Here is a 23,934-nt window from a genome sequence, read left to right as displayed (position 1 = left end):
GCTTCATCCGTTCTTTAATATCTTCAAGCGTCAAAACACCTCAATTTCATAATGTGTTCCAGCCTTTAATCCTTTCTTGCTCAGAGCCCTTATGGTCGTTAATTTCGCCAGCTCCGTCATGTTGTTGCTACTGGATAAGTGAGTAAGATAAATTTTTTCTCCAACCCCCTTCACAAGCTTAGTAAGGGCCTCGGCAGTTTGTGCATTGCTTAAATGTCCAATGTCGGAAAGAATACGCGCCTTTACGCTGTTTGGATAATTAGAATGTTCTAGCATTGCAGGTTCATGGTTTGACTCTATGATAAAGAAATTGCTATATTTCATAGTCTCTATCATTTCAGAATCTACCTCTCCAGTATCCAAGCAAACGGAAACTTTATCCCCAACGTTATCCACAATTGCGTATCCTAATGGATTAAAAGCGTCATGAAAAACTTTAAATGGCGTTACATCAAAACCACTTACCAACATGTTGCCAACAATTTCATGCCGCAATTCCTCATTTACTCCCTTAATGCTTTTCCATTCACCCTTAGAAGCAAAAACAGGAATTTGATATTTATTTGCCAGCGAAAGACCTTTAACATGGTCTGAATGTGCATGTGTTATTAAAATGGCATCTATGGAGTCGGGACGAATCCCGACCTCCAGCAGCCTTTTTTCAATCTTCGTTTTAGCGATTCCTACATCTACTAAGATGGTATTTCCAGAGGACCGGACAGCAATTACGTTGCCGCCTGATCCACTAGCTAAAATATCAACCTTCATCTATTTACCTCATTCCAATTCATCTTCATCAAAACGCTGCGCATCCTGCATTTCAATGTGCATGTCCATTAATTCCAGCAAACCGAGAAGCTGCGGCAAGGTAGGTTCTCCTTTAATGTCTCGGGCATTCTTTTCAATGTACTCAGTACGAGCTTTTCCTTTAGGAATACCGAGCCTTTCAAATTTCTTTACCATTTCTGTTTTAGCTTCATCAATGGCATTTAAATCTTCACTCTTTGGCTTACTCGGCTTATTGGGATTATCTATAACTTCCTGGTTAGGAGTAATGTCCTTGCGCTCCTTTGGCTTATATTCTGGGACTGCACTTCCTTCTTGTTGCGGGATATCCTCGTCTCCGAACTCTAAGCCGTACTGCTTCTTTAACGCCCGCTGCTGCACATGTTTCCCGAACATATCGGCAGTCCACTTCTGCCAGTTATCTTTATTTTGGCCTTTAAACATGTGTTCAATTTCCGCACGATCCATAATGAAAGTTACCGGCCGTTGCCCTTCACGGTAAGAAATTGAGTAGGCCCCAATAATTTCACCGCGAGGAAACCCGATTTCATGAGTAACCACTTCAAGTTCTTTGGTTTCGGAATTCTTGGCAACCTTAAATTCATCATTTTCGCAAACCATTTGAGTATCAGGTGGCTGAAACCCTTCTTGTTCCCTGGCTTTTGAGAGGTAAGCTTCGGCAGCAAATTGGATTCGGGCAGTGTTGCCGTACTTGATGAAAAAGATTTCGTTTTTGAATGGATCAAGGCCATAACTTGCAGCCTTATGAGCGAATAAAAGAAACTCTTGATCACTAGCTGTTGGAGCAATTGAATTACGAATGACCTGCAGAACTTCTGGTTTGAATGCTTCGTTGATTTCCGGTGTATATTGAACGATTGAATTATTGTTTGCCATGTTTTAAATTCCTCCTAATTTTTGATTCAGTGTTTATTCGAACTGTGCATCTTTACTTTCGATGGAACTAAAAAACTCCCGAATAGCTTCTTATATAATTTGGTTTGTGTAACTATTCTTGTTCCGCAATAGTTACCTTTTTTGGGATAGGGTTAGGTTTAGGGTCAGTTATTTAATATCCATTTTAATAGTTTTAAAGTGTTAGCCCAGTAGTACTCTGCATTAAACCAAGTAATTAATGGTCCTTATTGATTTTTTTCCAGTCAGTGGCTCTCAAAAAGTTATTTGATGCTTTTATTGAATGGAATTTTGATTTTGATTTTAGTGAAACTAATCCTCTAGAAGTTTGAATGATCGAGTAACCTAAAGTTTCCGAATACCAAATATCTCCTTGTACAGATCGTTTAATCATTTCCCAAGTTTTCAATTGTATCCCCCCTAGGTCCTGTAAAAGATTATATTCAGTTCAGAGCCCTTTAGTTACCGCACAGTTTGCGTCTACTAATCCGCAGTCTTAAATTGAAATCCTTTAACCTCAATCAGATAATCTTCCAAACTATCTTCGAGAATTAATTCACCGTTGCTAGAATCGATAACAACTGAGTCACCAATAAGGACTTCGTTACCGAAATAATCAGTGCCGAAGTGCTCCGGCTGCGCAACAAGATTTGCATAGCCGGTTTTATTGACTTCAGTAACAATCGGATGTTCTATGTCAGCCATTGGGCAACTCCCTAATTTGACCTGTAAGACGATGGACAATGTGCAACTCCCCTGGAAGGTTTTTCACGACTAACCACTGATTGGTGTCTTTGACCCCTGCCCATTCCATGGCTTTACGCTGGTTGATCGTGGGTTTTCTGCCTGATTTCATTCCACATCCTTCCCTTCAATTTTTAATTTCTGACCTGCAACTACCCTTGAAACAATTAACTGGCCAACAGGCTGCTTAAAGCTTGTGATCGATTCAGCGTTATCCACAAAAACAGGTGTTATAAGGTCGCTCTGTCGAGAAAGAACATCCCTGAGCTCCAACCCTGCCCTTATACCTTCTGCTGTTGAAAGCTTGCGATAAGGCTTCTTATCAAGCTCAATTTCAAAGGTGTTCTTTAACTCACCATTTCTTTGTTCTTCAAAGAGACGGACGGACAATGTTTCAAAAAGAGCTTGTACCTTTTCACCCTGCAGCTCGGCTTCTTTGGCCTTGAATGCTTTCACACTATCCAAGATGAAGATGGACTCATTCAGGAATTGAAGTGTTTCATTTTCATCAGCTTGGGCTTGATTAACCTGATTGTTAAGCTGTTCGTACTGACCATGATTCCTAATTTCCTGAAGCATTGGATCACGTTGTCGCTCAAGCTCTCTAACCTTTTCAATTTGTTCAGAGACATCAATGTATTCCAGTTTGGAAAGTTCCTCCTCCAGTTCTTTACGTTGAATGACCTGGGCATTGTAATTTTCTTTGAATCTTTTAATCCGTTCCTGCTTTTCCATTTCAGCGGATTCTAATGATTCATCTTTCAAAGGTTGTTTACATACTCGGCAAGATCCTTGAATTTCTTCATCCTTCAACCTTTGAAAATCCTCTTTCATTTGATCACGTTCAGTTAACATGTAACGGATTCGAGTATTAAGATTATTTATTTTCCGATTTGTGTCACCTGCAGAATCCGTAATCTTTTCAATTTCTTTTATCTGTTTAAGCAGTTGGCCTTCTTCGACCTTTAATGAATCAATTGCAACTGTAGGAGCGATTTGATCCAGCTGTTCTTTCAAAGTTTTTGTTCTGCTCTGGGCAGCAATATATTTTTTATCCAAGCTGGTTTTATTCTCTGCATGGATTTTTTTTATATCTTCTAAACTATGTTTTTTTAATAGTGCCGATAGGCATTTGCTTTGCTCGTCCGGCATATGCTTTAGTACATCTTTATTTACTGGTGATGGAACATACTGCAGAAGCATAGACCGCTGTTTTTCCCAATGCATGGACGGAAAATAATTAGGGTTGTAAAGAGAAAGGAACAAATCCTTATCAAAAAGTTTCTCAACCACTTCATTGAATTCCCCGGCTTTAGAAGGAACATCATTCACATAATAGGTAGTCTTATTTTTCTTAAGGCTTCGACCAAGCATTAATTCTTTTCCATCAACTTCTAACAAAAGTGAAACCTTTGTTTCATTTACTTCGTAAGTAATTGGCGTAGGATCCAATTTGCTTCCAAGTGCATCTGTGCCATAAAATACATATGAGGGGATTTCGCACACTGTGGATTTTCCCTCAGCGTTCTCCCCCGTGATATCCGTTTGCTCGCCAAAGTTAACAGTGATATCACGGTGGGATTTAAAATTAACAAGTGTCATTGATCTAAAAATTACCTGCATTTACATCACCTCACTAACTGGATATTCGTACCTCACACCGACTACTGGTAATTGAATTTCAGTGATTAGTTCATCCTTTCGGTTAAACAATTTAAATACTCCATCATGTTCGATAATGTCATCCACAGATTGTCCACCAAATTCCTTACCAACCTCGAATTTATAAATAAAAGGATGTGTAGATTCAGCGACTACCTCAAATGATTTAATTACTTTTTCCCTCATACCTATTCAGCTCCTTTTTATAATTCAGCTAATTCTTGTTCTAGGCATTGGATTTCCGAATGAGTAACATTGATAAAAGTGTTATACATATGAGCTATTACTTGCGTTTGATAATTATTGGATAACTGCCCATCTTGTGCGTTGCGGATTGGTCTAATTGAGCTGACGGGAGTATGGATATCAATGATACCTCTAGATTTTTTCACCATTGATACTTGCTTTTTCAAATTTTCAATTTGATCTAATAATTCTCTTCCTTTTAGAGAACGTTCTTCCAAATACTCAAGAGTTTTAATGTCCAAAATTTTCACCTCCTTTAAATGTTAATTAAGATTTTTGACTCCTGACATAAGCACGATAGATCTCCATGTAGCGATCGACATTAGACATTGATAACCATTCCTTAGATTTGATTTTCACCTCTTCTCCCCTCCTCTAATGTTCTTTTGCGTTCACCATAGGCGTGAATGTTTGAAAAGGCAGCTCCACTTTTATTAGGTTTTTCCTCGGAAGGTACGATCGGATGTTTCTTTATATAAGCCAACCTTTCTTCTTCGGTCATATACCAAACAGTTACCTCACTCATTTTTTATCATCACCTCCTTTAAGTCTCTCATCTGCAAGAAAACTACCAGCAACGATGCTCAATAAAACTACCATCATGTAAATTAGGAAAATATCTATCATTCTAGTTTCACCTCCACATTTACGACCTCGTAAGTTTTTCTTCTAAAAAAAAGAATCTTTCGAACGGCTCACCGAATGCGCTTAAAACTCCTGCAATAAATGTTGGGCCTGGTGTATTGTGCCTTGGGTCATTGATGGGCAAAGTTGCTTTCCAGAGTTGAGTGCTTGAAACTCCAATGGCTTCTGCAATCTGTTTGTCGGTTCTCAGGTTGTGTTCGATCGCTGCTATCCTAAGTTCTTTAGCATTAAGTCGCAAAGCAGCTCTCTCCAATTTATCTTCCATAACATCACCCCCTTTAAAAAGTTGGTATATTTTCCTGTTGAACTCAATATATACCAAAAATTACGCGCGCGCAATAATAAATTGCGTAAAGTTTCAAAAAAATTACTCGAACGTAAATTATATTTACTTATAGTTTATTGCGCGCTCGTAAAAATTTTGGTATATTTTTAGTTAAATAATATAAACACAAAAAATAACCATATAAATACAAATATAGATAAATTAATGGAGGAACTTGAGATGAATAAAGGTTATGGGGAATTTATAAAGAGAAATAGGATAGCTTCTGGATTCACTAAACAAGTACAATTAGCTGAGAAATCTGGAATAACTGCTGCTACAATTTCTAGAATTGAAAAAGAAATTCAAAAACCTTCTATGGAAACATTAAAAGAATTAGCTCGTTTTTTAACATCAACTTCTTATGTAGAATTAATGGTTGCTTGCGGATACTGGGATAAAGAAGAACTACTTGAAGAGACTTATGTTTTTTCTAATGAAAAGCCACTAATAGTAAAAGAAAATTCTTCAGGATATGTTTCAAAATCAAAAAAGCCATCTCCAGTAGAAAATGACTTTATCGAGAATATTGATCTTTCTGATGATGAATTATTAAAACAGTTTAATGTTCAAATAGATGGTATGGATCTAACAGAAGATGAAACCAAAGGAATTATTGCTTATATTCGTTCTCTTCGTCTTGTGAACCAGAATAAAGCCTAGTTAGTTCTAACTTGAAATTATTGATGTGAATACCTAACTTCCTTGCTACTTCCTCTAGATCTACAGGTTCTTTCAAACTCTTATACACTCCTTCCTTCGTCACAATTCGTTAACAAAAACACTATAAATAGTAACATTTTGTGACTTTTGCATTATAAAAACCCCTCTACCTTTTATAATAGTTATATTGATTATTTTGGTAAAATAGAGGGGGGCGAAAAACGTTTTAACTAAGAGACTTGAGGAACTACGGACTAAAAAGAACTTAACTCAAGAACAAGTTGCTAATATTTTGGGCGTCACTCGAACTGCCTATAACAATTATGAGCAAGGAAAACGACAGCTTGATTATAATTCCCTTATCCAATTAGCAGAGTACTATAAAGTAAGTCTAGATTATTTATTCCAAAGAACCGATGTTCCTTTCCTTTATGAAGCAATGGAGGAAGATGAGCGTGAGTTCATGTTGCAATCACTCAATTTGTATAGAGATATTAAATATAAGTTTAAATGAGAATCACTTTGTCTACTCCTAGAAGGCAAGGTGATTCTTTTTTCCTGATCCATTTGATATACAAATTATATACGAACAACCGTTCTATTACAAGAACATTCTTAATTAAGAATATTTTTATAAATGTAAGTATAGCCCATTAATGCCATTTTCGTCATCTGATAATTTTTAACAATGCCCCTCCATACTCTTCTAATTATCCTTGCCTTATTAAATAGCCCCACCTACACCGGCCAATATTTTTATAAACATAGGCGTTAGCTGCACTAAGCAATAGCCAATCGAAGCGCTAAACATCATTGGATAACCTTTTTCTTTGAATCCCATTAGGATCATCAGCGCGGCCCCTGTGATTATAACGGATGCTATCGGTAAACTAAGGGACATCATTAAATCAACCAGTGGATCAAACGCGTGGATGACCTGTTGCTTAACTGCTCCGCTGACCGCTGATGCCGGGACAGATAAACCTTGTGGTGCTTCTACCGCAGCCAATGCTAAAGGAGCTTTCACTAACATAATGGCACCCGCTGTGGCTACACCTGCTTTCTTTAACATACCGCCAATATCATTCATCGTTTTCTTTTCCTCGAACCTTTGGCCGCCCATATAATCACTGTATTTAATCGCTTCAATTTTCATTTCAAATTCACTCCTCATAGTTTATTTGAATTATAATTATTATCCCAACCATCTACTTTACCTCTGCTGTACAGCCAACTGTTTTGTTCAAGTCTTTGGATTTCAATTTTTACTGATATATAATCAATACCTAACTCATCCTCAATAAATGTTTCAGCTAATTCCTTTGTTGGCAATAAACAAGTATGTTTTAGTCCATCTACAATGCCGTAACTATCAAAATCAAAAAATGATTCTTTTTCAAATTGACAAGCAATGGCCCAAAATTTCATTTTCGCTCCCCCTTTACTGAGTTTGTTAAGTTCATTTTGAACCTGGCAAATTATACGAATAAGAAAGCAAATAACGTACCGATGCAATACCAGCGTGTTGGTTTGAAAATGATCATTAGGCTGAATAAGAAAAGTATAGATAATAAAGTAGTCGGTGCAATCACGCTGATTCTAAATAATGTTCCGAATAAGAATGTCATATGATCCACTCCTTAGTATCCACATTCAAAAAGGTATTTTTTTAGTTTTTTATAATAATCACTTCCGTACCATTCTTGTATTTCTTCCTCTGATAAACTTTCAAATCCTAATTTAGCCAACATAACCATGTCGTTAAAAAGCTCATCCTCTATCTTCATATAATCTCCTCCACCGTATAAACATGACCTTTTAATCCTGCAGATAATTCCATTAACTTTTTCTTGCGACTTGGAAATTTCGTAACCCACACCACATAAAAAGGATCTTTAGATAACATTTGAATCTTTTTATATTTTTCAATCTTCGCTTTGTTAACTTGCATTGGTTGTGATATATCCACTTCTATAAAGACTGGAATACCGTTTTGCGAGGTCTTGGCATCAGATATAAGACAAACACCTCCAGCCTTTACTTCGACCTCATTTTCCCAATCTTTCGGCCTTCTTTGATGTATCCACAATTGGTTTCGTGTGATAAAATGTTCCGCATTCGCCGTTTTCTTTCTAATTACGTCGTGATCCACTAATTCACGGCCGTTTTTGTTCAAGTAATATACCTTTTCTAACCCATTCCTGAATGAACAAATATAATCGGTCATGCTGTTGAGTATACGGTTTGCGTTCCTCTCGCCCTTTAGATCATGAATGGTTTGTATTTGAGCTTGCGTTAAATAATCAAATCGCTTTAAACTCCAAAGGATGTTTTCCATTCTCTGATGTTTCAGTGTTGTTTGTTCCAGTTTTCTTTGTTCCATTTATCTCTTCCTTTCTTGGTTTGATGTTTATATAAGGTTTGATTTGCTTTTCTATCTCGCTGTTTTCAATCAATATAGTTTGAAAATGCTTCATTTTTGCTACTTTATAAATTGCTCTTCCTGGTGTTTCTGGCAGTTCTTCAGCGCCATTAGTATCCAGGACTGCATTGGAAGCGATGGCACTATCCAGGACGTAAGTTAAACGGGCTTTAATATTCCTTTTTATCTGGCTGGCAACCGTTTGGACTGTTGGATATTGGGTTGCATATACCACGTAATGACCACTACCCCTACCTTTGCGAACTATACTCGTTAATATTTCAACCGCTTCTTTATCCCCTGCAAGGTCCGCAGCTTCATCAATGACAAGGAAATGCCTTTCTTTTATTCCAGCTTCGGTTATATCCTCAAACCCTTTTGCGACCAATACATTCTGGTACACCTTTTCCATATCTTCTTCAACCTTTTTCAGTACATCTAAAGCTTCTTTATTATTTACCGCGAAGTTTTCAACCTGTTTACAATCCTTGAACCTCGCAAAAGCAGGGCCACCTTTTAAATCAATCAAGGAAAATGAAACGTTATCAGGCTGCGATAATATCAAACTTGTAATAATCAGCTTCATTACCACGCTTTTTCCGGAACCGGGTACACCAGCGATAATTAAATGCTTTGTTTTATCGAAGTCATGATAAATTAGTTCGGCCCGCTTCTTTCCTATAAGCACCTTCCATGTTCCAGGTTGCAGCAGGGTTTCCTCCCAGGGGATTTTCTCCTCCTGTGGACTGTGATACACCTTTAAACGTAACGTTCCGTCAAATTCAATTTCGACCTCTTTATTAATCATTTGGGTTTTGGTGAATATTTTTTTTAACTGTTTTAAAATTGTTTTATCCCACTTTAGGTGTTTAATGTTCTTAATATCCCTGAAATGAATCTCTGTAAGGCGGCTCCTGGTATTTAGTCCGTCTTCTAACACCTTTTTTTTGCTAATGATTTCGTCGGATCCTAAACCAAGCGGTAATTGGAAAACGTACATCATGCCATTTTCAATTTCTTCTTTCCTAATTATCCTTATTGTTTCGCCACCTTTGTTTAAACCAGCATTATTGAATATTTTTAAAATCTTATCTGAGTCACTTTTTACAGATTTTTTTCCGTTCGATTTTACATAAGAAAATCCAGCGAGACCCCCGAATGCCAAAGTGCTTGCAATCTCTACAATCATTTCGTCACCATCCTTATTATTTACGGAGTAAATAGTTGTAGTTGTTTGGAATAGAAAGTGATTGCCATAATTTATAGCGCTTGTGCGGTTTGAACCTCAATTTCAACTGTTCTATTTCTCCGTCCGTTAAAGACTATGCTTAAGAATATTCCGAACTCCGCCCAATATTGCTTGTCTGTATAAAAAAACTTATATTTTTTTACAGATTTTCTTATAGAGGGATATTCACTTGTAAAAGAGAATAACTTTATAGGGTGATGAGATGAAATGCTTAATAGGAGAAATCATTAAAGAACGAGGTCTGAAAAGTAAATATTTAGCCGAAAAGTTAGGGGTTTCATCACAACAAATTTCAAATTGGATAAACATGAGAAACTATCCAACGATCGATAAAGCATTTAAATTGGCTAAATTATTAGACGTGAAAGTCGATGATTTATATGAGGAGGATAATTGAAAAGATGACTTATATTCTGATTTCTTACAGTATAATTTTATAAAAAAGGGGACTTCATTTATGAATCGATCTACAGAGTTTACATTGTCACTTATCGCCACCATATTCTTAACTATTGGATGGTTTATCGTTAGTGTTATTACTTTCTTCACAGGATTTGCACCAGCTGCTGATGATGCCGATTACTTTATATTTTTGTATCTAGTTGGTTATTCACTCCTCTCTATTCCGTTGCTCGTATTAATTTGGGTAGCTACTTTTAAAATTAAAATGAATAGTCGTGGGTGGGGTATCTTTATCTTAGTCATGGGTGTGCTTTACACGTTATCCATTTATTTTATCCCGGGGATAATGCTCCTTATTGCTGGTATCATGATGGTGTCTAAAAAAGATAGCAGCCAAAATGTCGCAGTTTAAAAAGCGATGAACATAAATATCAAAGTGTACTTACATTCTAAAGGAAGTAAATTCATGCAAAGTGGCAGCTTTTCAGTGAGGAATTCAGAATTCAAAAAGGATCCGGACTGGGCGGCTGCCATTGCCGCGTATGAGTGGATTCAGCAGATTAAAAATAACTTTGCTGCGAGTGATGACTTCCGAATTGATCAGGTGATTTATAACGGGGAAAATGATATTACGGAGTTAGTGAAGAGTGTTAAACCGAAGTATTCTGAATGACACTTCGGTCTAACTCTTTTTTTGTGGTCTTTTATGGTCTTAAGTGAAAGTAATTCTAGTTAATCTTATCTATAAGTATTATAATTAAACGTATTAACCTTATAAGGACGAAAGATTATGGAATCTTATTTTAAGACCTCAATAGTTACCGAGCAAGTACCCTATTGCCATTACAACGTTATAGAAGAAATAGTATTAAAGATTCATAGTATGCATGATGAATTCTCCAGAAAGTGGAAAAGAATATCCAGAATGGAACTACTTAATTTAAACAAGAAACAAGTTCGTCATGTGATGTGTAAAACTATTGACGAAAGGGAAGTATTTATACTGGACAACAGCTTTTATTCAACAGTAAAAGATTACATAACTGAGTTAGAAGAATTAACAATTGAAACTGATTTGGATTTCACATACGAAACATTCGATTTACGTTTAAGAGTTAAACAAAAAGAGTCAATTGTTAATAAGTTGAAATATTACCAAGTCGGCAAAGACGGAAATGGAAAATATGCAATAAATAAATGTTTAAATGACCTTTTAGGCACCAGAATAATTATTGATGGTTTTGATCATAATTGCGAGCAGTTTAATGAACTTTGTAATGACATGTCAAAGTTCATTAAAATTAAGAAAACCAATGCATCTAAAGGTGATTATAAAGCTACCCATATCTACTTTTACGGTGAAAGCAATAATTATTTCCCTTGGGAATTACAAATATGGAACCCTTCGGATACAACTAACAATGAGATATCCCACTCACTTCATAAACAAGAGTACACAAAATGGGCGGAAATATATAAAGAATCTATAGAAAATTGAAAGGAGTGAATGATAAATGGCTTTTCACTTTATTGCAATTGTCAGTGACTACACTAGTGGTGTAAGAATCGGTTGGCATTACTCTGCAGAAGAAAAATTACAAAAAGATATTATTCACGATTTTACAAAACGAGTTAAGAGAAGATGTGGAGATGTTCAATTGGCTATACACAAGCTATCAACGGACTCCACTGATTGGAACTCTGTTGTTGAAAAAGATACATTTTTTAATGATGTGGCCATCTCTTCTGATACAGAGGTATTTATTGATTTAATTTCAAAGGATCAAAAATTGAGAGCATATGATGTCGCTAAATTTATCTTATCGGCATTGCCTATGTCTCACCTTAAACTGCAAAAACTTTTATATTATTCTTATTCTAGATTTTTGTTAAGAACTGGTGAAAAATTATTTACCGATCCAATTGTTGCTTATAAATACGGTCCAGTAGTGGAGACAGTCTTCCATAAGTTTAAAGTACATGGTAGTGGAGTTATTGATTATAAAGAAGATGAAATAATAAGAATTTCAGCTGATATAAAAGCTGTAACACCAATTTTCATGAAAATAGCCTCATCCGAACACGGATTAGTTGCATTAGATTGTATTGTTAATGTCATAGAGGATTTCCAAGAAGAAAGTGCTACTGAATTAGTTGAAAGAACACATCTTGAAGGAGGACCTTGGGATAGGGTTTATAAACCAGGTAAAAATTCTCACATAACAGATGAATTTATTACACAATATCACTATGTTGTTGATAGTCGATAAAAAAAGCCCTTCTTTACAGAGGGCTTTTTTTGTGGGACATTTTGAGTTAAAAACATAAACATTCTTTTTCAATGATTTATTTATAACGCAAATAGTTCATTGAACGAAGCTTTTCCCGCCTTTTTGTCTGCAGTAATCTTTCTAGCTTTCTGAAATTTTTCTAATGCCGTTTCTGTAGCTTTTCCAAAGATGGAATCAAGTGATCCAGGACTATATCCCTCTGTGTAAAGCGCAGCCTGTAGAATCCAAGTTAGATTGCCTTTTGCCCCTTTTTCAAGGGTAACAATGGCCGCCTTAGTTTTAGCCCCCCATGTTCCATCCACAATAAGTTTTTTCTTGAATTGCTTATTCAGTTCAGTCTGAAGCGCTGTGATCAGCGCTGTTTGTGTTTTAGGTCCATTAATGCCATCCACAACTAGACCTGCTTCATATCGACTATTTAACGTTTTCTGCATGGAAATAATTGTGCTATCTCCTTTGTTCTTCGAAGGCTCCTTGGTGACCTCTGAGACCACCTCATCTTTCGGCTGCTCGACGACAACCGGTGCCTCATTATCCTTGAACTTTAAAGTAAGACTTGGCTTTTTACCTGATTGCATCTGCGCATAAGATAATCCGCCCGTCATTTCCAAGTGAGGATAATCTTTAAAGCCTGTCCAATCCCCGCCCCATTTAAAACCTAACTCTTTACCAATGGCAGCGACACGTCTCCATTTCGCATTAATGGTCCATATTGCATTCTTACCATCATCACTGACAATAAAAAAGTCAATAGCTACTCCGTAGTTGTGGAATGATTGCCCTGGCAATGCTTTTGTCACCTTCGGCTCAGACAGTTTGGAATAGTTTTTACCCTTGTAGCTATAAAAACGACCTTGACCATATAACGCGGCCTGTTCTTCCATCGACCTAAAGCCGGCACTAATTTGAGCATAGATACCTTCTTTAAAAGCCCGTTTAATCATTTCTAATGCGGAGGTCTTAACCACTGAATTCATACCGGAACCCATATTTTTATTTGAACGATCTAATAAAGTTTGCAATGCTACTGTCATTTTCCATCGTCTCCTTTTAATTTAAATTCATAATAAAAAGCCGCCTGATCATGGGCAGCTTATTTCAATCCGTTCTTTTTCAAGACCTTTTCTTGTACCTGAGCTTTCTTCGTTACGATATATTGGTTTTTATAGACACCGTACAATGCAAAAATCAAAGGGACAGCAGCCAATAAAAAGTTTAAAAATGTATCGATCGTTTTTGCATTAAACCATGATATTTCCCATCCTAACGCCTGAAAAAATAAAAGCAGCGCTCCCAGGGCGCCGCCAATCATTGCTACATATTGTTTTGATTTATCCATAAATAACAGCTCCTTCTATTGAATAGATTGAAGAATGACATATAGAATTCCGCCTGACCCTACAAGGATGGAACCGACTTTGCCAATGATTTCCCACTTCTGAGATTTCAGTTTTGCTTCGTTCTCATCCTTCCTTTTCTTAGCTTCTTCCTCAACCTCCGTTTCTTTTTCATCCTTTTTTAGTACGTGATCAAGAAGCCTATTCGATAAGTCCTTATTTTCATTCATTATTTTCCGATTAGCTTCCCCTTCTTTTACCATAGTAAGTTCCAATTCTTTTTGTCCTTTTTCTAACTGCACCTGCCCCTTTTGTACAGATAACAAATCATTACGTAATGCTTGTACTTCTTGACTAGTAGCTAATTGACTTTTTTCTAAAGATTCCTGTTTCGATTCTAAGATTTCGACCCTGGGTAAAATTTCTGAATTCAGCATTATGTCATGTTCTTGGACTTTCTTTTCCATGTTGAACCCCTCCAATGTTCATGACCCCCTTTAACATAAAAATTCACTCTGTATATATGTCTAGGATGAAATTTATTCATAATAAAAAGCCGCCCCGTAGGGACGACTTGAATTTTAGTAATAAATAAAGCAACTTTAATCTCACATTTGAAAACAGACTAGTTATCCTAAACCCTGAACTTTACTTTCAACCTGCGGTAAACTTTTATCTACTTTTCGTTTAGTATCAATTAATTGGGTTATTGGTTTATATATTAAATTTATAACATAAGATGAACCAATACATAAGGTAAATAACCAAACATAAATTAGGATGGGTATTTTAGGAGCAAACGTCAAGTTGGGGAAAATAGTCATATAAAAGAACATATGAGTAAGCCAAATGTTTGTGGAGTGCTTACCAAGAAACCCAATTATGCTTTCAACGACCTTACTCTTGTTCATTAAAGTAAAAACAATAGCTATTGTTATTCCATTAATAGGACCTATAATAGCTGATTCAATAAATCCATGAATTATAAATAGGGTTAGTACAATTAGACATCCGTATATATTTTTATATCTAACTTTACTAACTTTCGAGTGTATTTTGGAATAAAGTAATTCTTTTGCAAAGATAATGCCAACCACAAATGAAAATTGAGAAGTGCCCAACAAGGCAACTGTTTCAACGATTGTAGCTAAAATGCTATTATCATGAAATTCGAAAAGTGGGCGAAATCTTTGTATATAAGATAAAAAATAAATACTTCCTGAAACTAAAAATATAACTTTTGAATTTTCACTTTTTATTAGAGCTATTATTAGAGGAGAAATAAGAACAAGTATAATATATATTTTTAAAAACCACCAAGCTCCATTGTAGGAATTTGACAAAAGAAACAAGTTCAATATGAATTCAGAGAAACTTGATGTGAACGTTGTGTCTTTTCCTAAATAAAAACCTAGTGGAACAAATATTAGAAAGACAATCCAAAAATTCACCAAAAGTTTCAAAAGTCTGCTAAAGTTTCTAAAAATAAAGTTTTTCTTGTTACTACTGAACATTACATAAAACGCATATCCAGTCGCAAACAAATATACTGGCCTGCATGCATCACCGATTAGTCCGACATAGTATACTAATGGATTTCCATTTAATGAAGGTGAATAATACAAGCCTTCAATTTCTTTCCTTGCAAAAAGATGAAGGAGTAGCATAAGTGAGATCCCTACTCCCTTTAGTAGTTTCGTATCGTTTTTTGAAAGTTCCATAATGAGTCTCCTTATAAATTAGTTCTTAATTAAGAATTCACTTCCCATCATTGTAATCATAAAAACCAGTTAATGTTAACTGGTTTTTATGATTTATTGGCTCAATATACCTTATTCTATTGAAAATAAAGTAAACCACTACCTCCTCCATCCTCCAAGTAAATTATTCTTAATAATGAACATTATAATTTATATGGATAATAAAGGATAGGCTTACTGTATATTTTCTTAAGTAGTCATCAATGAGCAACCTCATGATTGAGTCTTAAAAACGTTTCGACTGTTATGTCAACATCTTCATACTGATTTGCGTATTAATTTTTTCTAAGCTTGTATTGCTCCATACGATTTAAACTTTGCTTTTTGTCCCATGTATTGCCACGTAACAGTTCCATCCACAGCTGTCCCCGTTGTGTGAGACGGTGCAGTCGCCCCGGATGTTCCTGCGACAGTAGCCTGATAGACGTTTGTCCCCACATAGATTCTTGCACCTAAAGCGTATGGTGTAGTTGTGACCCAAGCTGTATCATTTGCGTAACCTTCAGTTAAGTTGATCCAACCAATATTACCGCCCGCGACCGGAATGGATATCTCTACTTTCTCACCTAAATAATAGTATCCTGAAATCGGAGCAGCCAAAGTCGTCTTGTACGGATTATAAAGCTTAATCTTCGCATCACTTAGGTTTGTCTTTAATGCAATATTGGTAAGTTTATTCCCTGAATAAAATGCGTTGTTTGTTGATGTCAAGTTAAACAAATCCGCAGTTACCACGCCTGCTCCCGTGTACTCAAAGCTATTCGAAAAGATTTCATGATTAACTGAGTTAGAATAGTTATAACCATACTTGATAAAGCTTGTAATTGCCGGATTATCAATCTTTACCGTATTGTTACTAAACTTGAAAGTAAATGCATTTACAGCATTTGCATTCACGATGCTAAATAGATAAGTGAGAGCATAGGATGATGTAAAATTTATACGGCTATTCTTAACTGTAAACTTAAGAGAGTCTACTACAGTGCCGTTTCTTGGCTCAATAAGATGATCCGTGAAATCACAATTCTCCATCTCTATCATTAGAGTATTTGGAGTAGTTGTTGTGCTTGTCTTCCCATTTTTAAAAGTGCACTTTTTAAAGGTAACGGCATTGTCCCTTGCATTAAAAATAATATTACAGTTAATAAATTCATTTTCCTCTAATATCATTCCGGTAGGCAGAACTTCTGTCACTACTATATCCGTTACCGTAGAGGCAATGAATTTATTTTTATAGAACTTGCTTCCCAAAAATCCTGCAGTCAATCCCACAGGCAATTGTTTGACTAAGATTGTATTTCTTTCAAACCTCAATGATCCTGATTCTATTCTGCTTAGTATAAAGTTATCCGAACAAATTCCTTCATAAGTAGTTGCTTTCTGATTTTGAAAACCACCGCCTAGCCAGTTTCCTGTGATGATAACATTACCCGGTAAGGTAGTTCCGAACAAGGATGTCAATCCTTGCTGTACATAGTTATTCGTAACAGCTGCGTATTCCACGTCATATAGTACAATAGCCGAACCAGATAGGCTATCGAATACGTTATGATCTACAAATTGAGAATACCCACGAAGAAGTAGCCCATGAAATCCTCCAGATATATGATTGTAACAAACGGAATTATTGTCTCCGAAAGAGTCCTCTTGGTTAATTGCGTATCGAGTCGAATCATTGAATGCTGGAAAGCCATCCAAGAAGGCAAAGTCATAGTCTGATTTTCCGTTATCACGGATGTTGTTATTCTGAATGATGTTATATGATCCACCTAGAGTGATGCCGCCACGGTGACCGTTATAAATCTCATTGGACTCAACAACATTATGATGGCAATCCCCACCGTAGTTCATAAAGATATTGAAGTTCTTGGCTGTGTCTGTCTCATTGTAGAAGACCATCCGATACTTCGTTGCTTTTCTCGCTATCGGGATTGGGGTATGAACTTTTCGGTTTAGTAATTTACCTAAAAATTTATCGTCCTTATCATAATAATAAACATCCACGTATTTATTAGTTAATGAAGTTGTCCGATTGTACCCTTGCCCAGCCAATGAAAATACCTGATAATCTGATACGGGCAAAGGTAAGTTTTGTATAGGTGTATACATGGTAGTTGTAGTCCCTACTATTCCGGCAATTGTTGCGCCAGTTGTAGGATCTAAGCTGCCTAGAATAGCTCCTGTGTTAAAGGCATTCCTAACTTTTCCACCTGACGTAAAGTTAATATTATCACCCATGAACCCGTGTATCTCTAGATGTGTAACAGAGCAATAACTTGTCCCTTCCTTAATGGAAATACCGTAAGTATGCTCTGCGGCCTTCTCATTTGCATCTGTAAAGTCTCTTTCGTAAATATCACCTTCAACAATCCCATTCGTTATATGAGCGTTGGTTACACCCTTAAGCTCGAATAGGTTACCTGCTAGTAGATAAATTGCCGCCGTAGACGAGTCATATGGAGATCGCTTACCTGACTCGAACATAACCTTGATTTTGGAACCACCTAAGTTTAAGGTAATGTTACTTGGGAGAATAACTGGATACGGGTAGCAAAATGCATAGGTTCCTTTTGGCAAGGTTACCTGGGAATAACCCAATGCACTCGCTTCCTGCAATGCCTTATTCAATCCTTGCATATTATCAAAGGCAATTTGGTAATCGGCTGCCGTGTATGGTTTTTCCACTGGGTAACCTTGTTTGAGTCCATATATTTCTAAATCAACGTTCATATTTCCGCCGATGTGTTTTGATTTCCATACGCCACGAATGTATTGTAAAATTTCACCCGTTTGCGCTTGTGCTGTTTCCGTATTTTTTAAATAATTCATGTTAATGTTGTTTGCCAATAGATCTTCTAATTCTTGAATCTTTTTTGCGACCGTCATATTTTTTTTATAGAAAACGGCCGTTGCGTGTGTGACAGGGTAAAATTCTCCTGCTTTATCTTTAATTGTTTTAATGAGTGCCTTCATTCGCTCCCCTCCTTATCTGAATCGTCCACTTGTATAAGCTAATTGATTATTGTTTCCAGACAAATCATTATAGGTTCCTGTCCTAAAATCATAATGTGCAAGTAAGGCGGCACCATTGTAGGCTTTGATGCTGTAAATTTCCCCAGCTGCTTGCTCTTTCCCGAGATAGTTACTGAATACCTTCATAGTTCCTGTTGATGCGCCCGTTGGTTTTTGCCATTTAAAGGTGATTGGAACACCTGTGTCAAACCACTTTGTATTGTTTCCAACCTGGATGTCATTCACGAAAACTTTCGGGAAATAGGAACCGTAGTTTTCCACATTATTAGCAGTGCTTATCTCACCTAAAGATAAAGGTAAGCGACCATCAAAGATGAATTTCTTTACGGCTGTTTCAGGTTTATTAATTTTACATTCCATGACGAATTCCGTGACAGTTAAAGAGGGAAGCATTAGATACACATCCGGGAAACCATTCATTTCCAAGAAATACCCTTTAGACTTAATGACTTTAGTTGTCCCTGTCGTAACTTTGCCGGCTTCATCAGCGACAGCAACCTTAATGGTGTAGTCTTTGTATGGGGTTAAATCTGTAATTGTAAAGGATCGTTGTGTATACGGAAGGGTCGCAATCAACACATTATCTTTATAGATTTTATAGCTATCAAATGAATCACTTAATGACATTGGCCATTCAATAGTAATCGACGTTTTCTGAATATCCACTGCGTTTATAGATTGCACGTCGAATAAAGATGGAGGACTTGTTAATTCAACAGGTTCGCCAGAATAGCTTCCCGTTGTCATATCTCCTGCACCACTATCTAGTACAACATTTCCATTTTCATCAGGTGCAACACCATTTATTTTCTTCACGGTTTTTGCCAACTGTGTGGTAACAGTATTTACTTTTCCTTCAACTGTCGTAAGTCTAGGATCTAAAGTTATCGCTGTTGTTTCAAACCCATCAACCTTTTCTTGCAACTCATCAACTGTATCATTAATAACGGCTGCCCTTTCCTCAATATCCGTTTGAAGGGTATTGAAGTTTTTTACATAATATTCAGCTAAAGGAACAATGTCCTGGTCCATTAATGATGCATCGATGTTAAAGGAGAATTTACAAACGGACAAGGCTTGACCATTTGCGTAATTAACATTCAATTCTCCCTTTGCTAATCCAGGATGAGAAATTTCTTCTTCCAAAACGTATTCAAGTTTTCCGTGTATTTGATCCACAATGGATGCGGTTTTTTCAAACACACTTCCATCAGCCATTCTTAAGAAAATCTTTGCTGTGGCAGCTGAACTTAATGGTAGGGGTAGACCATCTTTTGATAAAGAAAAGATCAATTTTGCAGTTCCTTGATCTTGAGTGCTAAATTGAATGGATGTCTTTAATATACCCACAGTCCTTGGAGCAACATCAACAGACATCTTTCCACTTTTGAATATTTCATTTTCTGTCATTAACCGTTCCCTCCTTTTTAGACTGATGGTTCCCCTGGTGCTTGTTTGTTTTCAAATTCACCTAATCTAGTCTGCAAATCTTGGATCATTGCAAACATCTCTTGATTTGCTTTAATTAGAGGGGCAACCATTTCCTCATAGCCAATTGATAAAACATCATCCCCGCCGTTGATACTATGGTCTTGATAACCGCCAAAATCCACTCCCATTTCATCCATAACTGCTCGTACTTCTTGAGCAATTAAGCCATGATGATATCGGATCCGTTTCTTGCTGCCATCCTTTTCAAGTTTTCGTGTTTTTGTAATGAGTTGACCAAACTCGTCCTCTTCTTCATAAAATTCCACGTAGTCATCTCGGTAATCCCATCTATAGTCCACAGGACGTAATCTATTTATAAACTCAATTCCTAATGTAGTATTTTGAATATCAGCTTTATCTCTTATATCTGACCTGTTTTGAACAGCTCCATATGAATACACCGTAACTCCACTATTACCAAGTTGCATTTGATAATCACCAGAAATACGTGTGTTTGCTCCTAGCCCTACACATCCAGTGAAATTATTAGCTTTATTGCCTGCGATTGTCGTAGACAGAGCATTACGACCAACAGCCGTATTGCTATTACCTGTGACAATGTTAAGCATGCATTGTGTACCAATTGCTGTATTATCATGACCATCATCATCTTTGTGATTTCTCATGGCATCGACACCGATCGCAACATTGTTATTAGCATTTACATCCGAACTATTGGATTGATGGCCAATTGCTACATTTGCTTTTCCTGTTTCATTTTCATAAAGAGCAAAGGATCCTAAGGTTTGATTGAAGTCCGCATTTGTATTAAATCCTGCATTATATCCAACATGAGTATTGAAACTCGCAGTTTTCACATCGTGAGCAACACCCTCTGTCACTGTTCCACTGTATGCATTGTACCCAAGAGCCGTGTTATGGCTCCCCACAGTACTGGCATGACCTGCATTTCGGCCAACGTAGACGTTTTTTCGTCCAGTGGTATTGTATCTCCCTGCATTTGTTCCGACTGCTGTGTTTCTGCTTCCAGCATCATCGTCACTATTTGTATGGACCCCAACATTATCGTGTAAAGCATAATCCCCAATTGCAACATTGTTATAGCCTTGTACGTTGCTTTTCATAGCTCTATATCCGACAGCTGTATTTCTATATCCCTTGACGTTATTCAAAAGAGCTTCATAGCCAATACCTACATTATTGTATGATCCTAATGATGCAGATTCATAATTGTACAGTAGCGAATTTTTGCCTGCATCTTTCCCTAAGTAGACACTCGAATTATTTCCTGTCCGAGCTACTAAAGAATAATCTGCAGATAAAGTTTTGCTGCCATCTGCTAATTTAAATGTGCCGTTTGCATATTTATTTTTGTTCGGAAAAGCTGTAACCACAAAAGTCTTTTCATTAAGGTTTACAATTTGATTATTATATCCTCCCTCAATTTTAGAAAATGCAGCGCTATCGTTAGTTACACCATCACCAACTGCGCCAAAATCCAATGGATCTAACCAAAAACGATCAATTTTGCTTTTGGATGGAAGCAGAACAGTTATCTGCTTTTCATTTGCTATTACTTTAGGAAGATAGTTATCTAATAAGGATTTCAAGGTAGTGTATATTTTACCTGTGTAATCCACCCTTGCATCAACCACTTCAGTAATGTCATTACCGGATGTATTCAAAATTAAATTGTCTATTCGACTTTGTATCTGAGTTAACTCAGAATGAACATTTCGATTTTCATATATGATGTCTTTTGCACGGTGAGCTGTTTCACTCGATTCATGATCTTTTAATTTTTCCTCATTATCGTTTAATCCACGCTCAGTTATTGATGCATTCTCATCTATTTGTGCAATAAGCCGAGCGTTTTTTGTGGGATCATGAGTTTTAATTAATCTTATCGTCATCTTGTCACTCCTTTACTGTTGAAATACGGACAAGGATATTTGACTATTCGCAGGGACATTAACTAACGGTGAAGCAATGGCTCCAGCCTTTATCAAGTTAACCTTCACGGTATTGTTGGTTGATGTGAAGTCCGTTGTAGCATCAAACCCTGCCGTTTTTAATTTCACATCTTCATTGACTATTGCGCTTGTTACATTAATGTCCAATCCACCTGTAGACACTAAAATAGCGTCTCCTACAACGGACACGCTTCCTGTCGAGATATTGCTTGAATTTATGAACCAATTAGATCCATTGAATGTAAGCATCATATTTACTTGTTGAGGCAGATTGTTTCTAATGCCACCTGTTATATTGCGGAAATACTTTTCTTGCCGTCTAATCCTTACTTTGTCATCAATTTGCATATCGTAAATGTCTTTTCTGAAATTGGAGAAGGTTAAATCTGGCTTGCTATATTGATCGAGTGGATTATAACTTAACTGAACAATCCGCAACTCATCTTCATACGTAGAACCATTTCCTTTATCTGCAATCATTCCGACACTATCGCCCTTGAAAAATGGTTCTTCTAACTCTTCTAATTTCGGGTCATAAAATAATTCCAAATCAGCATTTACTGTAATTTCCGGATATGGATTAACAAGATTCTCCAATGCATCGTTTATACTGGAGGTTTTTGTATACTTCTCATCTCGAATGGGTTCTGCCCATCTCGGATACCCGTCAATAAGAAAATCTTTTTCTTCAGGATGAATATATAGAACTGGGTCAAAAAGATATTTTCCTTTATCATCCTGCTTGCCATATCCCCATGCTCTTGTCGTGCTATTTTGTGTAGATGATGATATTTTCAATCCTGATACATTGTAACGAGTGTCCATCAAATAATTTACTCTTTTGCCCATTTTTTTGTAAACGTAAATTTTTGTGTTATTTACGTCCAACTCAATTTTGTAGTCTTCTATAATCTCGTCCATTAAAGATATGGAATTTTGATTACCAAAGTTCTCTTGTTCTAACGGCTTAATACCTTTGGTGTCACTTGCTAAGACATAAGAAAAACCACTACCTTTTAAGGCATGGTTTAGGGCTGCTCCTAAGGTTAACGAACCTGTTTTTGTTCCTGATACATCATTGTTTACAAGCCTTGCCACATAAGTATGTTGAGCTGATATCGTTTTAGAAAAATCGATATGGTCTGCATCTACATTCAAAATGATATAACGTTGCTGTTTAAATCGTTTTTCATCGATTACAAGGATGTTATCATTGATCAGCATGTCATATTCGATTTGATTTTCATTAGTAAGTGAAATAGTGAAAGTTAACTCCTTCTTACCATTCAATCCATCCGTGATTATAGGTTCTACACCTAATATTTCCACACGTTCCCCCGTATGTTTATTTTCAATAAACATTTGGTTAAGGAAAACGTCCTTTGTGACACTATACGCAGTATCTCCTGTAACTTGTAAATCTGGTGTTTCAGGATCAGTTGGAGGTTCCTCTGTTAGTCCATATAAAAAGGAGTCAACCGCTTTGTTCACATCGACTTTTCCGTTGATTCCTTTTACACTACCGCTATCTGTATATTGCCATATGGTCCAATCATTAATACCTGGAGAATTCACTCCATATCTGGCTATCCATAAAGGATATCCGGTTACATTGATATCGTTCGTATAAAAGGAATAATAGGTGTATATCATTACTTTCCTATCTTGAGATTTAAGATAGTCCAAGAATGTTCTAACCGCAGCTGTTAATGCAGATTTCCCAATGTCACCTTGATCAACTTCGATATCGAGAACTAGTGGTAAATCCAGTTCTAAGCCGTTAATCCGATTAAAGAAATATTGAGCTTCTGCCAGTGCTTCTGCATTAGAGGAAAATCTGGCAAAATGATATACCCCAACTTTAATTCCATTAGCCTTTGCATTAGCAACATTGGTTGTGCAAACCGGATCAAAATAGCTCGTGCCCTCGGTCGCTTTAATGAAGGCAAATTCTACTCCGTCATTTGCTACGCTATTCCAATTTATTGTCCCTTGCCAATGTGATACATCTATCCCTTTAATCATTTAT

29 protein-coding genes and 1 pseudogene are annotated in these 23,934 nt (G+C 36.6%); 7 read left to right on the top strand and 23 right to left on the bottom strand.

Features of this window, described 5'->3' with window-relative positions; translation table 11 throughout:
• Positions 1-30: 30 nt before the first annotated feature.
• From CVN76_RS07470 to CVN76_RS07430, 9 genes are all read right to left on the bottom strand, one after another.
• Entirely contained in the window at positions 31-768 is a 738-nt protein-coding gene (locus CVN76_RS07470) for an MBL fold metallo-hydrolase (protein WP_100530762.1), read from the bottom strand.
• A gap of 9 nt (positions 769-777) precedes the next feature.
• Positions 778-1,683 carry a RecT family recombinase gene (locus CVN76_RS07465; protein ID WP_100530761.1) on the bottom strand — a complete coding sequence of 302 codons (906 nt, stop codon included), beginning with the start codon at positions 1,681-1,683 and terminating at the stop codon, positions 778-780.
• 501 nt (positions 1,684-2,184) lie between these two features.
• Entirely contained in the window at positions 2,185-2,406 is a 222-nt protein-coding gene (locus CVN76_RS07455) for a YqaI family protein (protein ID WP_100530759.1), read from the bottom strand.
• A complete protein-coding gene (locus CVN76_RS31405; protein WP_198512520.1) occupies positions 2,399-2,557 on the bottom strand; it encodes a DUF6906 family protein in 159 nt (52 codons plus the stop codon). The genes CVN76_RS07455 and CVN76_RS31405 overlap by 8 nt, the downstream gene beginning before the upstream one ends.
• Positions 2,554-4,068, bottom strand: a complete 1,515-nt coding sequence (locus CVN76_RS07450; RefSeq protein WP_100530758.1) for an AAA family ATPase — start codon at positions 4,066-4,068, stop codon at positions 2,554-2,556. Before CVN76_RS07450 ends, CVN76_RS31405 begins: the two co-directional genes overlap by 4 nt.
• The gene (locus tag CVN76_RS07445) at positions 4,069-4,293 is read right to left on the bottom strand and encodes a hypothetical protein (RefSeq protein WP_100530757.1); all 225 of its coding nucleotides are present in this window, start codon (positions 4,291-4,293) and stop codon (positions 4,069-4,071) included. It lies immediately after the preceding gene.
• 17 nt (positions 4,294-4,310) lie between these two features.
• Positions 4,311-4,595 carry a hypothetical protein gene (locus tag CVN76_RS07440; RefSeq protein ID WP_100530756.1) on the bottom strand — a complete coding sequence of 95 codons (285 nt, stop codon included), beginning with the start codon at positions 4,593-4,595 and terminating at the stop codon, positions 4,311-4,313.
• A 101-nt stretch (positions 4,596-4,696) separates the two neighbouring features.
• Positions 4,697-4,879 carry a hypothetical protein gene (locus CVN76_RS07435; protein WP_100530755.1) on the bottom strand — a complete coding sequence of 61 codons (183 nt, stop codon included), beginning with the start codon at positions 4,877-4,879 and terminating at the stop codon, positions 4,697-4,699.
• Between the two features lie 120 nt (positions 4,880-4,999).
• Entirely contained in the window at positions 5,000-5,263 is a 264-nt protein-coding gene (locus CVN76_RS07430) for a hypothetical protein (RefSeq protein WP_100530754.1), read from the bottom strand.
• Between the two features lie 240 nt (positions 5,264-5,503).
• Between CVN76_RS07430 and CVN76_RS07425 the strand changes: the two genes are divergently transcribed.
• Positions 5,504-5,986 (top strand): helix-turn-helix domain-containing protein, encoded by a 483-nt coding sequence (locus tag CVN76_RS07425; protein WP_157805595.1) that lies wholly within the window; start codon positions 5,504-5,506, stop codon positions 5,984-5,986.
• Positions 5,987-6,230: 244 nt separating this feature from the next.
• Positions 6,231-6,500 (top strand): annotated as a pseudogene (locus CVN76_RS32350) (helix-turn-helix domain-containing protein); the annotation flags it as partial.
• A 210-nt stretch (positions 6,501-6,710) separates the two neighbouring features.
• On the opposite strand, the gene CVN76_RS07415 reads toward CVN76_RS32350, so the two are convergent.
• Genes CVN76_RS07415 through CVN76_RS07400 form a run of 6 tightly spaced genes read right to left on the bottom strand, consistent with a single transcriptional unit; the run spans position 6,711 to position 9,597 of the window.
• Complete coding sequence (locus CVN76_RS07415) at positions 6,711-7,142, bottom strand: hypothetical protein (protein WP_100530751.1); 432 nt, start codon at positions 7,140-7,142, stop codon at positions 6,711-6,713.
• A 14-nt stretch (positions 7,143-7,156) separates the two neighbouring features.
• On the bottom strand, positions 7,157-7,414 hold the full coding sequence (locus CVN76_RS07410; protein WP_100530750.1) for a hypothetical protein: 258 nt from the start codon (positions 7,412-7,414) through the stop codon (positions 7,157-7,159).
• Between the two features lie 50 nt (positions 7,415-7,464).
• Positions 7,465-7,614: a hypothetical protein gene (locus CVN76_RS30900; RefSeq protein WP_157805594.1), complete on the bottom strand. Its 150-nt coding sequence runs from the start codon at positions 7,612-7,614 to the stop codon at positions 7,465-7,467.
• Between the two features lie 12 nt (positions 7,615-7,626).
• Positions 7,627-7,773 carry a hypothetical protein gene (locus CVN76_RS30895; RefSeq protein WP_157805593.1) on the bottom strand — a complete coding sequence of 49 codons (147 nt, stop codon included), beginning with the start codon at positions 7,771-7,773 and terminating at the stop codon, positions 7,627-7,629.
• Positions 7,770-8,369 carry a replication-relaxation family protein gene (locus CVN76_RS07405; RefSeq protein WP_100530749.1) on the bottom strand — a complete coding sequence of 200 codons (600 nt, stop codon included), beginning with the start codon at positions 8,367-8,369 and terminating at the stop codon, positions 7,770-7,772. The genes CVN76_RS30895 and CVN76_RS07405 overlap by 4 nt, the downstream gene beginning before the upstream one ends.
• On the bottom strand, positions 8,290-9,597 hold the full coding sequence (locus tag CVN76_RS07400) for an FtsK/SpoIIIE domain-containing protein (protein ID WP_100530748.1): 1,308 nt from the start codon (positions 9,595-9,597) through the stop codon (positions 8,290-8,292). Before CVN76_RS07400 ends, CVN76_RS07405 begins: the two co-directional genes overlap by 80 nt.
• A gap of 262 nt (positions 9,598-9,859) precedes the next feature.
• Between CVN76_RS07400 and CVN76_RS07395 the strand changes: the two genes are divergently transcribed.
• The 5 genes from CVN76_RS07395 (at position 9,860) to CVN76_RS07375 (ending at position 12,329) form a co-directional block, all read left to right on the top strand.
• On the top strand, positions 9,860-10,054 hold the full coding sequence (locus CVN76_RS07395) for a helix-turn-helix transcriptional regulator (RefSeq protein WP_100530747.1): 195 nt from the start codon (positions 9,860-9,862) through the stop codon (positions 10,052-10,054).
• Positions 10,055-10,114: 60 nt separating this feature from the next.
• The gene (locus tag CVN76_RS07390; protein ID WP_100530746.1) at positions 10,115-10,471 is read left to right on the top strand and encodes a DUF4064 domain-containing protein; all 357 of its coding nucleotides are present in this window, start codon (positions 10,115-10,117) and stop codon (positions 10,469-10,471) included.
• Between the two features lie 54 nt (positions 10,472-10,525).
• The gene (locus CVN76_RS07385) at positions 10,526-10,732 is read left to right on the top strand and encodes a hypothetical protein (protein WP_100530745.1); all 207 of its coding nucleotides are present in this window, start codon (positions 10,526-10,528) and stop codon (positions 10,730-10,732) included.
• A gap of 117 nt (positions 10,733-10,849) precedes the next feature.
• Positions 10,850-11,557 carry a hypothetical protein gene (locus tag CVN76_RS07380; RefSeq protein ID WP_100530744.1) on the top strand — a complete coding sequence of 236 codons (708 nt, stop codon included), beginning with the start codon at positions 10,850-10,852 and terminating at the stop codon, positions 11,555-11,557.
• Positions 11,558-11,573: 16 nt separating this feature from the next.
• Complete coding sequence (locus tag CVN76_RS07375; RefSeq protein WP_100530743.1) at positions 11,574-12,329, top strand: Panacea domain-containing protein; 756 nt, start codon at positions 11,574-11,576, stop codon at positions 12,327-12,329.
• 80 nt (positions 12,330-12,409) lie between these two features.
• Here CVN76_RS07375 and CVN76_RS07370 read toward each other — a convergent pair whose 3' ends face one another.
• The 8 genes from CVN76_RS07370 to CVN76_RS07335 form a co-directional block, all read right to left on the bottom strand.
• Entirely contained in the window at positions 12,410-13,384 is a 975-nt protein-coding gene (locus CVN76_RS07370) for a peptidoglycan-binding protein (protein ID WP_157805592.1), read from the bottom strand.
• Positions 13,385-13,443: 59 nt separating this feature from the next.
• Positions 13,444-13,689, bottom strand: coding sequence for a phage holin (locus tag CVN76_RS07365; RefSeq protein WP_100530742.1), 246 nt, complete (start codon positions 13,687-13,689; stop codon positions 13,444-13,446).
• A 15-nt stretch (positions 13,690-13,704) separates the two neighbouring features.
• Entirely contained in the window at positions 13,705-14,154 is a 450-nt protein-coding gene (locus CVN76_RS07360) for a hypothetical protein (protein ID WP_100530741.1), read from the bottom strand.
• Between the two features lie 162 nt (positions 14,155-14,316).
• Complete coding sequence (locus CVN76_RS07355; RefSeq protein ID WP_100530740.1) at positions 14,317-15,408, bottom strand: acyltransferase family protein; 1,092 nt, start codon at positions 15,406-15,408, stop codon at positions 14,317-14,319.
• A 324-nt stretch (positions 15,409-15,732) separates the two neighbouring features.
• Positions 15,733-18,420, bottom strand: coding sequence for a hypothetical protein (locus tag CVN76_RS07350; protein WP_100530739.1), 2,688 nt, complete (start codon positions 18,418-18,420; stop codon positions 15,733-15,735).
• A gap of 12 nt (positions 18,421-18,432) precedes the next feature.
• Positions 18,433-19,890, bottom strand: a complete 1,458-nt coding sequence (locus tag CVN76_RS07345) for a BppU family phage baseplate upper protein (RefSeq protein WP_100530738.1) — start codon at positions 19,888-19,890, stop codon at positions 18,433-18,435.
• Between the two features lie 17 nt (positions 19,891-19,907).
• Positions 19,908-21,845 carry a tail fiber domain-containing protein gene (locus tag CVN76_RS07340; protein ID WP_100530737.1) on the bottom strand — a complete coding sequence of 646 codons (1,938 nt, stop codon included), beginning with the start codon at positions 21,843-21,845 and terminating at the stop codon, positions 19,908-19,910.
• Between the two features lie 12 nt (positions 21,846-21,857).
• Positions 21,858-23,930, bottom strand: a complete 2,073-nt coding sequence (locus tag CVN76_RS07335; RefSeq protein WP_100530736.1) for a phage tail spike protein — start codon at positions 23,928-23,930, stop codon at positions 21,858-21,860.
• Between the last annotated feature and the right edge of the window lie 4 nt (positions 23,931-23,934).

The sequence above is a fragment of the Bacillus sp. mrc49 genome (assembly GCF_002803435.1).
Note: the sequence above shows the minus strand (reverse complement) of the source record. Positions and strands in the feature narration are given on the sequence as shown.